Origin of the sequence: Paenibacillus sp. NPDC093718 (genome assembly GCF_050279985.1) — a bacterium.
Taxonomy (GTDB): Bacteria; Bacillota; Bacilli; order Paenibacillales; family Paenibacillaceae; genus Paenibacillus_AQ.
This window is the reverse complement of the sequence record NZ_JBNNUS010000006.1, coordinates 412,654-424,354: the sequence shown is the minus strand read 5'-3', so window position 1 is coordinate 424,354 and position 11,701 is coordinate 412,654. Positions and strand designations below refer to the sequence as shown.

Below are 11,701 nucleotides of genomic sequence, written 5' to 3'. Positions count from 1 at the left end.
AAATCACTCCTTCACAGGTTTCGACATCGCAACCAATAAAGGAGTGATTTCAATGTTCCGCGCAAGTAGACATTCAGGGCAACCTCTTTCATTACCCTAAATCCCTTCCTCAGTCCTTACCCTTTCAAGATACCTTATGCTCAATTCTCAGCTTGTCAGCGACCATCGCGATAAACTCGCTGTTGGTTGGCTTGGATTTGCTGATGTTGATGGTGTAACCGAACAGATGCGAGATGCTGTCGATGTTACCGCGTGTCCAGGCTACTTCGATAGCATGACGGATCGCACGTTCTACGCGGGAAGGCGTTGTCTTGAATTTCTCTGCGATTGCCGGATACAACGTTTTTGTAATCGCACCAAGAATTTCGATATTGTTGTATACCATCGTAATGGCTTCACGCAAATATTGGTAACCCTTGATATGAGCAGGGACACCAATCTCATGGATAATCGAAGTGATATTCGCGTCCAGATTTTTGCCTTTGCCCATGGGAACCACATTGGATTTCATACTTGTAAATGGAGCGCCTGACGAAATGCTGCCGGACGAGCCAACGAGTTGACGAATACGGCTGGCGAGCACCTCCATATCAAACGGCTTCAAAATATAATAGGAAGCCCCCAGTTGTACGGCTCGCTGCGTAATATTTTCCTGACCAAATGCCGTAAGCATAATGACTTTCGGCTGCGGAGACAAATTCATATCGCGTAATCGTTCAAGTACGCCAAGGCCGTCCAAATGAGGCATAATAATGTCAAGGATCAGCACATCCGGTACTTTTCCCGATTCCTCAATCATGCTCAGTACTTCTTCGCCGTTATAAGCGATTCCGGAAACCACCATATCTTGTTGATCCGAAATGTATTCACCAAGCAGGTTTGTAAACTCACGGTTGTCGTCTGCCAATAATACCTCGATCTTTTGCAATTCGTGCTCCTCCTTTATCAGATCAGTTGTTATTTTAGAACATTTTTCTTGTGTATAAAGTTTTCGACATGCTCATTTAAATTCCTTCTGTCGAAAATTATTTTTCTTTATTTTTTTTTGAAGTTGATTTATAATTAAATATTTTGTTTCAAATTAATCTCTATTTCGTTATTTTACGACAAAAAATCTCAAGGCATTAACCTGCCTTAAGATTTTGAGGAGTTGATTCTGTAGATTTTAGTACGCCGGAGTCCTGAAGCATCCATTCAATAAAGCATCCATACCCCGATTTAGGATCATTAACAAATACGTGCGTTACCGCTCCAATCAGCTTGCCATCCTGAACGATCGGACTGCCGCTCATGCCTTGTACAATCCCGCCTGTCTTCTTGAGCAGTCTTGGATCGGTAATACGAAGCACAAGCCCTTTCGTTGCGGGAGCATCCTGCTTGGAGACATGAACGATCTCCACTGTAAAGCGTTCAACCTCCTGCCCTTCAACGACAGTTAAAATCTCTGCCGGACCTTCCTTGACCTCATGGGATAAGGCAACGGGAATGGGCTCCTGATACAGACCATGTTCAGGAAGATTATTCATTTTACCGAAGATGCCAAAATGAGTATTGCGCTCGACATTGCCCAAAATCTTGCCGTCTTTTGTGAAGGTGGCCCGTTTTTCCCCCGGCTCGCCTTCTTCACTTCGACTAATGGATGTAACGTTGGACTGAACAATCTGACCACTTCCAACATCAATGGGTGTTTGAGTATTCATATCGGTGATAACATGGCCTAAAGCTCCGTAAACTTTCTGAAGAGGCGCATAGAAAGTTAAGGTTCCTACACCAGCGGCAGAATCACGGATATACAGACCAAGGCGCCAGCTTTGATCTTCTTGATCATACGCCGGACTCAGTTTTGTTGTCATTACTTTGCCGCCCCGCTTAAAGGAGATATCCAATGGCTTATTAGCTTTACCAGCCTTCTCGACGATATCAGCAACCTTAGTCACATCATTAAGCGGCTTTCCATCCATTGTGGTCAGCAGATCGCCAATCTTCAAGCCAGCTGCTTCTCCAGGAGACACTTTAGCACCGTTTTGAACGCGTACCAGATGATGTCCAACGACCAGTATACCGGAGGATTTCACTTTGACACCGATGGTTTGGCCTCCAGGAATGACCTTGAGCTCCGGGATCACCTTCACATGAACTGTCTTCAGAGGAATTTTACCAAATAATTTCAGGGTTACTTCCGCATTTCCGCTTTGCTGGGGGTTCAGCTGCAGTGGATGCTTTAGCGATACTTGAAGTTTTGACTCGCGGGAGCCGTTAAGCTGCAGGACATCCGGGCGATCAACTGAAGCGAGGGCTTGAACAGGCATGGCAACATCAAGGCGGGACTGCTGACCGGAAATCAATCTCAGCTCATTAGGCAATGAAGCAAAAGACTGGACTGGATCAGCAGTTCCAAGGAAACAAAGAAGGAAAGCAAGAACGAAACCGAGCAGTTTTCTCCTGAGGTTGGGCTTCAATGGCTGTCACGCTCCCTTTTTCTTCTTTCGCTTGACGAAAAGGTGGTCGCCAATTGCGTACCTTTAAGTTACCCTGCCCTTAAGGATTTATAACTGTCAATCATTGACCCAGAGCCGTTCTGGAAGCCTTTTGCGCTGCCGCCAGATTGAGCATTTCTTGGGCATGATGAAGTGTCTTTTCAGTGATCTCGACTCCGCCAAGCATTCGTGCAAGCTCTTTTACACGCCCCTCTTCAGTCAGGTTTTCTACTTGCGTCATCGTTCTGAAGGCTTCCAGCTTCTTCTCGATTAAATACTGATGATCCGCCATGCAAGCGACCTGCGGCAAATGCGTAATGGAGAACACCTGGCAGGTTTTAGCCAGCAAAAACAGCTTCTCCGCAATCGATTGGGCAGCCCTTCCACTGACACCTGTGTCGACTTCATCAAAGATTAAGACCGGTATTTGATCATGACGGGCAAATATACTCTTCATCGCCAGCATAATTCTGGACATTTCTCCACCCGAAGCAATTTTGGCAAGCGGGCGCAGGGGCTCACCCGGATTGGCGGATATGAGGAATTCGGCCGTATCCATACCTTGTCTGGTCAACCTTACTTTATGTCCTTCATATTCGTAACCGTTAGGATCCAGCTGCAGTTCCATGCGAACCTCAAGCGAGGTGCGTTCCATTTGAAGATCCTTTAGTTCTCCCTCCACCTGCCGTGCTAAATCTTGAGCACATTGCTTGCGGGCAATACTAAGCTCTTTAGCGCTAACCAGCAGCACGCTTAACAACTCGTCACGGCGCTGTTCCAATGCTTGTATAAACTCGTCCTTATTCTCCAGCATATCGGTTTCCTGCTGAATTCTCACGTAGTATTCCAGAATTTGCTCAACATTATCCCCATATTTTCGTCGCAATCCGGAGATCATATCTAAACGAAGTTCAATTTCATTCAGCCGTTCCGGATTGAATTCAATGCTGTCGCGATAATCCCTTAACTGGAAAACCGCATCCTCCAGCTGATAATACGCGGATTGCAGCTGCTCAACAAGCGGCTTCAACCCCTTCTCGTCGTAGCCGGATACATCCTCCAATCTGGATAGGGCACGGCTGACGGATTCCAGTCCCGAGGATCCGTACAATAGGTCGTATGCTCCGGCAACGGAATCCATCATCTTCTCGCTGTGGGACAGCTTGGTTCTTTCTTCGGACAATTCCTCATCCTCACCGGATTTTAGCTCCGCAGCCGCGATCTCCTCCAGCTGAAACCGGTACATATCCAGCATTTGATACGCCTTCTGGCTGGTCTCCTGCAGGTCCCTGAGCTCCCGCTCCACTTTGCTGAATTCGCCGTACAATTCTTGATATTTCCGTTTGGCAGGCCCTATGACCTTATCCCCGTATGTGTCCAGAAGACCCATATGCTGCTCTGAACGCAGCAAGCTTTGATGCTCATGCTGGCCATGAATATTGATGAGCTTTTCTCCAACTTCACGCAGCATGCTTAAATTCAGCAGCTGTCCGTTAATACGCGACGTGCTTTTCCCTTGAGATGTCAGTTCTCTCCGAATCAATAAATGCTCTTCCGGATCCGCTTCAACACCCAGCTTCTTCAGCGTTTCCCATACCGGATGCTGCGCAGGCAGCTCAAACAGAGCCTCAATTTCCGCTTTGTCGCACCCGTAGCGAATCAGCTCAGCCGAGCCGCGGCCGCCGGCAATTAATCCCAGTGCATCGATAATGATGGACTTACCTGCTCCGGTCTCCCCCGTCAGTACGTGAAATCCCGGATAAAAATGCACATCCACGCTTTCTACAACAGCCAGATTGCGAATGGATAGCGTGTTTAACATGTTTCCCACCTCCGCTACTGCTTAAATCAGCCAATGAGTCACAAATATTTATTACGAAATGAAATTTTTGATTTGGGCAACCACATGTTCTCCGTCATCTTCCGTTCGGCAAATGAGCAATATCGTGTCATCGCCGCAAATGGTTCCCATGATCTGGGTCCACTCCATATTATCTAGCAGAACAGCAACGGAATTGGCTGTTCCAGGCAAGCATTTCATGACGACAAGATTACCGGTGCGGTCAATGTAAACAAAATTATCGACAAGCGCTCTTTTGAGCTTCTGTACAGGGTTATAACGCTGATCTGTCGGCATGGAGTATTTATATCGCCCATCATCTGTAGGCACCTTAATGAGCAGCAGTTCTTTGATATCACGTGAAATCGTAGCTTGAGTGACCTGAAAACCTTCCGCACGCAATGCGTCCACAAGCTCATCCTGTGTCTCGATATCCTGGTGGGTAATAATATCCCTGATTTTAATATGGCGTTGTCCCTTCATAAAGAGCCTCCTGAGTATTAACTGTTGTAATCATCCTGACCAATCCATTCTTCGTCCGACCAATCCATGCTTAAACGGTGAATCGACTTCTCGTTCACATCAATGTAGAGCAGACCGGCACATTCGGGATACAGCAGCAAAAACGGCATCAACCGATCGCGAATGCCGGAGCCCGTCCAGTCGACCGGCATCCGTTCCCGTGCCAGCTTCACCATGTACAGCTCACCACTGTCATCGGATGCAATGTAATCTATAAACAACCGACTCAAGATGGGTCTATGCCCCGTTTCAAATGACAAGTTTATTTTTACTTTACCCCCAACGACGTCATATCCTTCTTGTTCGAGCATCCCAATCGCTGGGTGATCTGGAATGTGTTCATTTATCGGGATGCCCGGCAGTCGATCCGGTGATGGCGACATTAGCCAACGATTCAGCCTATAACCGATAAGCAAGGCTATGACGACACCAAGCAATATCATTAATAACCAATCATAACGCTCATTCATCCTCTCACCTCGAATTTTGTATTCGCGTATGAGAACATAAATTCCTCTTTTTCAGCAAAAGAAACCCATCATTTCGATGAGTTTCCTGTGAATGTATGAGCCGCTTGCGTTACGACGGTATCAATCCATTGACTCAAATGGGCAGGTTCTTGTCCATCTCCCTGAGTCGGTTCTTCCGAGCTTTCAGAAACCTCCGGCTCTAATCGCCAGTGGGCCAGGAATTCTATATTGCCTTCCCCTCCCGTAATCGGAGAGAATGTCAGGTTTTTTAATTTGAACCCAATTTCATCTGCAAAAGTAAGCACTTGCGTCAAGACTTCCCTGTGAACCTTCGGATCACGAACCACGCCGGACTTCCCCACCTTCTCCCGCCCTGCCTCGAATTGAGGCTTGATCAGAGCAGCTACATCTCCCGGTTTACCCAGGAGCATCTTCAAAGGCGGTAAAATGATGCGAAGGGATATAAACGAAACGTCAATGCTGGCAAAATCAGGCTGAGGGCCATGCAGGTCGTCCGGTGTCATATAGCGGAAATTCGTTCGCTCCATGACACACACGCGTTCATCGTTACGGAGCGACCAATCCAACTGGTTATAACCGACGTCGATCGCATACACATAACTGGCCCCGTGCTGGAGCGCGCAATCCGTGAAGCCGCCAGTCGAAGAGCCGATATCCAGCATCGTGCGCCCCTTCAAATCGATGTCGAATGAACGAATCGCTTTCTCAAGCTTTAATCCTCCACGGCTGACATAGGGATGAACCGAGCCTTTGACTTTCAGTTCGGACGTCCTCGGAATTTTCATGCCGGCTTTCTCGATCCGCTCGGTTCCGGCATAGACCAGACCCGCCATAATCGCGGCCTTGGCTTTTTCGCGACTCTCATAATATCCCTGCTCCACGAGCAGGACATCAATTCGTTCTTTCTGAGATGAATCCATATTATACTCCCGATGGTTTACTAAGACATAAAACTTCTCTTGCCAAGCCCGGATATCCGGGCATTCTTCAAGCTTCGGATCTCCTGACAAACCGATTCCAATGTCAACCCTACTTCTTCACGCTGCTGCGGTATGCTGCCATGCTCGATAAACCGGTCTTCGATCCCCATTAAAGATACGACCGCATCATGGATCCCCTGCTCCGCAAAAAACTCCAGAACCGCGCTGCCCATACTACCCGCTTGTGAAACTTCCTCCAGGACCAGCATGGACGTCCCCGTCTCTGCCAAATTCCGCAGCATGCCTCCATCAAGCGGTTTAAGGAAACGGGCATTTACGACTTCAACCGTAATGCCTTCCCGCTTGAGCTGCTCCGCAGCTTCCTCGGCCAACTGAACCATAGGACCGGATGCCAGAATCGCGTATCCTTCGCCAGGACGAACGACTTCCCAAGTCCCGATAGGAATCGGTACCAGCTCGGTGTCCATTGGAACGCCGCGCACATTGTTCCGAGGGTAACGGTAAGCAATCGGTCCCTCATTATAATCGAGCGCTGTTTTCATCATATGGCGAAGCTCGTTCTCGTCTTTTGGCATCATAATGACGATATTCGGGATATGACGCATGAAGGCTACGTCGTATACCCCTTGATGGGTTTCGCCATCTGCACCGACAAAGCCGGCACGATCAATCGCAAACATCACGTTGGCGTTATGGCGGCAAATATCATGCACGATTTGGTCGTACGCACGCTGCATAAATGTGGAGTACACCGCAAATACAGGCTTCATGCCTTCCATTGCCAATGCTGCGCACAAGGTCGCGGCATGCTGCTCGGCAATCCCCACATCGATCATACGATCAGGGAATTTCTTGCTGAACGGGATCAAGCCGGAGCCGCCCGGCATCGCCGGCGTAACGGCCACGATTCGCTCGTCCTGTTCTCCCAGCTCAATCAGCGTCTGTCCGAATACTTCCGTGTACATCGGATTTCCTACCGCTTTAAGGACTTGGCCGGATTCAATCTTATAAGGCGTGATCCCATGCCATTTATGAGAATCGGATTCAGCCGGCCGGTATCCCTTGCCTTTGGTCGTTACGGCATGAATCAGAACAGGTCCATCCACATTGTCGGCCTGCTTTAACGTATCGATCAGTTTGTTCAGATCATGTCCGTCTACTGGGCCCAGATAGGTAAATCCGAGTTCCTCGAATAAAACGCCGGGAACCATCATATATTTAAGGCTGTCCTTCATCTTCTCTGCCGTCTTGGCCAGTTTGCCGCCGATGGCTGGAATTTTCTTCAGGAGCATTTCTACTTCGTCCTTGGCACGAAGATAATAACGATCAGATCGGATCTTGCTCAAGTAGTTATGCATGGCACCCACATTCGGTGCAATCGACATTTCATTGTCATTCAGGATGACCATCAGCTTTTTCTGCTCGTGGCCAATATGGTTGAGCGCTTCAAACGCCATGCCGCCGGTAAGGGCGCCGTCACCGATCAAGGCGATCACCCGGTTGTTTTCACCTTTCAGATCACGCGCCATCGCCATACCCATTGCAGCAGACAGCGAGGTGCTGCTGTGCCCGGCTTCCCAGACATCATGCTCGCTTTCGGAACGCTTTACGAAGCCGCACAAGCCTTTGTATTTACGGAGCGTATCAAATTTATCCATTCGTCCGGTCAAGATCTTGTGTACATAGGCTTGATGGCCCACGTCAAATATCATCTTGTCACGAGGGCTGTCAAAGCAATAGTGCAAGGCCAGCGTGAGTTCAACCACTCCCAGATTCGGTGCAAGATGGCCACCGGTAACGGACAGCTTTTCGATCAGAAAATGACGGATTTGTCCTGCTAAATCCTCGAGTTCGTCCACCGATAGATGTTTAAGTTGTTCGGGATGTTTGATATTTGGAAGAAGCACGAAGAATCTCCCCGCTTTCCTTGATTAAGTTTACGTTCTTCAGCTGATATGAAATCAGCCATTAACAGACATTATATCACAAAAAAACCGTTTGCATGTAAAGCGTGCTTAGTGATCCCGCGCCATTAAGAAATCGGCGATCTCCAGCAATCTGGAGGGATCATTGAAATTCCCTTCGGAAATGACCCGCTTGGCTTCTGCTGTCAGGCGCTCGACTTCACGCCTTGATGCGTCCAAACCGATGAAGTACGGATACGTCACTTTTTCCTGCTTCACATCGCTTTGTACCGGCTTCCCAAGCTTGGACTCATCCCCGACCAGATCCAGGATATCATCTTGAATCTGAAATGCAAGGCCGATATGATGCCCGAAGGTTCGCAAGGATTCAATCTGGGATTCCGAGCACCCGGCAATATGCCCGCCTGCCATCAGCGAGAACATGATCAGATCACTCGTCTTGTGCAGGTGGATATACTCAAGCTGCTCTAGCGTCGTTATCCCTTGTTCGCCCTCCATATCGGCAACCTGCCCGCCTACCATCCCCCGTGGACCTGCATACTCCGCAAGATCCTCCACAATCGACAGCACGCGCTCAGCCGGAATCCCATGCTTTCTGGAAGCCTGAATTACGCTGTAAAAGGCATGCGTCAGCAAGGCGTCACCGGCCAAAATAGCGCTCGCTTCGCCAAAAACCTTATGATTCGTTGGTTTGCCGCGGCGATAATCATCATCATCCATCGCTGGCAGATCATCGTGGATAAGGGAATATGTATGGACCATCTCAACGGCGCAAGCGACCGGAAGAGCCGCATCACGATTTCCGCCTCCTGCCTCGCATGCCGCAATGACAAGCAGCGGACGCATTCGCTTGCCGCCTGCCATTAAAGAATACGACATGGACTGGCGAAGGGTTTCAGGAACTTTCCAACTTGGCGGAAAAAGATTTGTTAACTCGCTATCCAGTCTGTCCCAAATATCATTCATATATTGATGAATCGGAAGTCTGTTATTCACCCAGTTCACCTGTCTCATCCAGCGTCCCGCCAAAAGGCTTACGCTTCAGTTCTCCGCCTTCTTCCACGATCATTTCGATTTTTTGCTCAACCTGCTCCAGCTTTTTGCTGCACATCTGCGACAGCTTCATGCCCTGTTGAAATAAATCGATCGCTTTTTCCAGCGGCACATCTCCATCTTCCAACTGCTCTACAATCGTCTCGAGCTGCGCCATCGCTTCTTCAAAGCTGATCTCCAATGTTTCATTCGCCATTCTCTTCATCCTCCTTCATTCCCCATACTTGACACTGCAATTGTCCGTCGCTGACCCTCACGTTAACCAAATCGCCTAACTGAACATCTTCGATGGATTTGACAAGCTTTTGTTCTGCCTCGTCATACACGAGACTATATCCCCTGGACATAATTTTCAGCGGACTGAGCGCATCGAGATGCCTCATTTCGGTTTGCAGCTGCGATACCTTGGATTTCATGATCGACTGCATCGCATTCATTAACTGCCGGTTGGCCTGGTCTTTTCTTCTCGCGGCGAACTCCGCTTGGGTTCGCGGATTATACCGGATTAATCCCTGATGCAGTGATTTTTGTCGCTGGCGAACCAGGGATAACCGGGATTTGAGGTTGCCCTGAAGCCGCTGGGACAGCATGTCCAACCGTTCGGCATGTTGAAGCATATACCGGCGGGGATGAACCAGAACCGGGGAACGCTGGAGCGAAATTAAACGTTCACGACTCCGCTTTAGACGCTGCTGAAGTCCCTGGTTCAGCTGGCGCTGTCTTTGAACAAGCTGCCCCCTCAGTTCCGCACTGCTCGGTACCGCAAGCTCAGCGGCGGCCGTCGGCGTAGCGGCTCGTAAATCTGCAACAAAATCGGCGATCGTAAAATCCGTTTCGTGTCCAACGGCCGAAATGACGGGAATATCGGATTGATAAATAGCTCTTGCAACGATCTCCTCATTAAACGCCCACAGCTCTTCAAGGGATCCGCCGCCGCGCCCAACGATGAGCACATCAGCCTCAGCCATGTCATTCATCGTCCGAATCGCCTTCACGATCGAAGGAGCAGCCCCTTTGCCTTGAACCAGCACCGGATAAAGAATGGCTCTTGCCTGTGGGTACCGTCTCCGGATTGTAATCATAATATCCCGAACGGCGGCACCCGTCGGCGAGGTAATAACACCAATTGTCTTGGGATAACGCGGCAAAGGGCGCTTGCGCTCGGCTGCAAACAAGCCCTCTTCCTCCAGCTTCGACTTCAGCTGTTCATAAGCAAGGTACAAACTGCCGATCCCGTCGGGCTGCATTTGAACCGCATAGAATTGATATTGACCATCTCGTTCATATACCGACACATTGCCCCGGGCAATGACGCGCGAGCCTTCCTTCGGTATAAAAGGGAGCCTCTGGTTATGAGTCGCAAACATGATCGCACGAATCCGGCTGCCTTCATCCTTTAAGGTAAAGTACATATGTCCGCTGGAGTGATGGGTGAAATTCGAAATTTCACCGCGGATCCATACGTCGGAGAGCCTGGAGTCGCCTTCCATTTTCATGCGGATATAACGGTTTAAATCCTTAACGGATAATACTCGTCCTGGATCTGCTGACTTCATATCAGCTCAACCCATTCAGCCTTTTGGCGGCTATCAAGGTATTCTGCATGAGCATCGTGATGGTCATAGGACCCACCCCTCCAGGAACCGGAGTAATCGGACCGGACACTTCCTTCACACTCTCAAAGTCAACGTCCCCGGCAAGCTTCCCGTTCTCCAAACGGTTCATGCCGACATCGATCACGACGGCGCCCGGCTTCACATAACTGGCATCAATCATATTCGCTCTGCCGATTGCCACAACCAGGATATCTGCTTGGCGAGCGATTTCAGCCATGTTCCCCGTTCGGGAGTGACACATCGTAACGGTGGCGTTCTCGCGCTGGAGGAGAAGTGATACCGGTTTGCCGACAATGTTGGATCTCCCGATTACAACCGCATGCTTGCCTGCAATCTCAATGCCTGTGCGCTTGATCATTTCAATCACGCCGGCAGGGGTGCACGGCAGCAGACTGTCATCGCCTATTACGAGGTTACCCACATTAACTGGATGGAAACCGTCCACGTCCTTTTCCACTGCGATCGCATCAATCACGGCCTTCTCATGGATGTGCTTCGGCAAAGGAAGCTGGACCAAAATTCCATGAATGGATTCCTGTGCGTTGAGCTTGTCCACGAGCGCCAGCACTTCTTCCTGGCTGGATTCCGCGGAAAGACGGTGCACCTCGGAATAAAAGCCCAGATCCTGACATGCCTTCTCCTTGTTGCGAACGTAAACATGCGAAGCCGGATCATCACCTACAAGTACAACAGCCAAACCAGGACGTACATTCTGCTTGGACAATTGTTCTACTTCTAACGCAATCCCCTTGCGAATTTCTTCAGAAATCTGTTTTCCGCTAATTATCGTTGCTGCTGTCATCCTAATCTCTCCTCCATTATGATTGAATGATGCC

General features: G+C 49.3%; 11 protein-coding genes. All 11 read right to left on the bottom strand.

Annotated features, from left to right (window positions below; genetic code table 11):
• Positions 1-124: 124 nt before the first annotated feature.
• The 11 genes from spo0A to folD all read right to left on the bottom strand — a co-directional run bounded on the left by spo0A (position 125) and on the right by folD (position 11,667).
• Positions 125-928, bottom strand: coding sequence for a sporulation transcription factor Spo0A (spo0A, locus tag ACQKPA_RS20300; RefSeq protein ID WP_100536249.1), 804 nt, complete (start codon positions 926-928; stop codon positions 125-127).
• A 196-nt stretch (positions 929-1,124) separates the two neighbouring features.
• The gene (gene spoIVB / locus ACQKPA_RS20295; RefSeq protein WP_427494300.1) at positions 1,125-2,459 is read right to left on the bottom strand and encodes a SpoIVB peptidase; all 1,335 of its coding nucleotides are present in this window, start codon (positions 2,457-2,459) and stop codon (positions 1,125-1,127) included.
• Positions 2,460-2,559: 100 nt separating this feature from the next.
• The gene (gene recN / locus ACQKPA_RS20290) at positions 2,560-4,299 is read right to left on the bottom strand and encodes a DNA repair protein RecN (protein WP_427494299.1); all 1,740 of its coding nucleotides are present in this window, start codon (positions 4,297-4,299) and stop codon (positions 2,560-2,562) included.
• A gap of 51 nt (positions 4,300-4,350) precedes the next feature.
• The gene (ahrC, locus tag ACQKPA_RS20285; RefSeq protein ID WP_427494298.1) at positions 4,351-4,800 is read right to left on the bottom strand and encodes a transcriptional regulator AhrC/ArgR; all 450 of its coding nucleotides are present in this window, start codon (positions 4,798-4,800) and stop codon (positions 4,351-4,353) included.
• 17 nt (positions 4,801-4,817) lie between these two features.
• Positions 4,818-5,309 carry a hypothetical protein gene (locus ACQKPA_RS20280; protein ID WP_071223860.1) on the bottom strand — a complete coding sequence of 164 codons (492 nt, stop codon included), beginning with the start codon at positions 5,307-5,309 and terminating at the stop codon, positions 4,818-4,820.
• 68 nt (positions 5,310-5,377) lie between these two features.
• Positions 5,378-6,250: a TlyA family RNA methyltransferase gene (locus ACQKPA_RS20275; protein ID WP_427494297.1), complete on the bottom strand. Its 873-nt coding sequence runs from the start codon at positions 6,248-6,250 to the stop codon at positions 5,378-5,380.
• A 20-nt stretch (positions 6,251-6,270) separates the two neighbouring features.
• Positions 6,271-8,178 carry a 1-deoxy-D-xylulose-5-phosphate synthase gene (gene dxs, locus ACQKPA_RS20270; RefSeq protein ID WP_427494296.1) on the bottom strand — a complete coding sequence of 636 codons (1,908 nt, stop codon included), beginning with the start codon at positions 8,176-8,178 and terminating at the stop codon, positions 6,271-6,273.
• 108 nt (positions 8,179-8,286) lie between these two features.
• On the bottom strand, positions 8,287-9,162 hold the full coding sequence (locus tag ACQKPA_RS20265) for a polyprenyl synthetase family protein (protein WP_427494376.1): 876 nt from the start codon (positions 9,160-9,162) through the stop codon (positions 8,287-8,289).
• A gap of 22 nt (positions 9,163-9,184) precedes the next feature.
• The gene (gene xseB, locus ACQKPA_RS20260) at positions 9,185-9,445 is read right to left on the bottom strand and encodes an exodeoxyribonuclease VII small subunit (protein WP_009591232.1); all 261 of its coding nucleotides are present in this window, start codon (positions 9,443-9,445) and stop codon (positions 9,185-9,187) included.
• Positions 9,435-10,805 carry an exodeoxyribonuclease VII large subunit gene (xseA, locus tag ACQKPA_RS20255; RefSeq protein ID WP_427494295.1) on the bottom strand — a complete coding sequence of 457 codons (1,371 nt, stop codon included), beginning with the start codon at positions 10,803-10,805 and terminating at the stop codon, positions 9,435-9,437. The genes xseB and xseA overlap by 11 nt, the downstream gene beginning before the upstream one ends.
• A 1-nt stretch (position 10,806) precedes the next feature.
• Positions 10,807-11,667 carry a bifunctional methylenetetrahydrofolate dehydrogenase/methenyltetrahydrofolate cyclohydrolase FolD gene (gene folD / locus ACQKPA_RS20250; protein ID WP_100536241.1) on the bottom strand — a complete coding sequence of 287 codons (861 nt, stop codon included), beginning with the start codon at positions 11,665-11,667 and terminating at the stop codon, positions 10,807-10,809.
• Positions 11,668-11,701 lie beyond the last annotated feature (34 nt).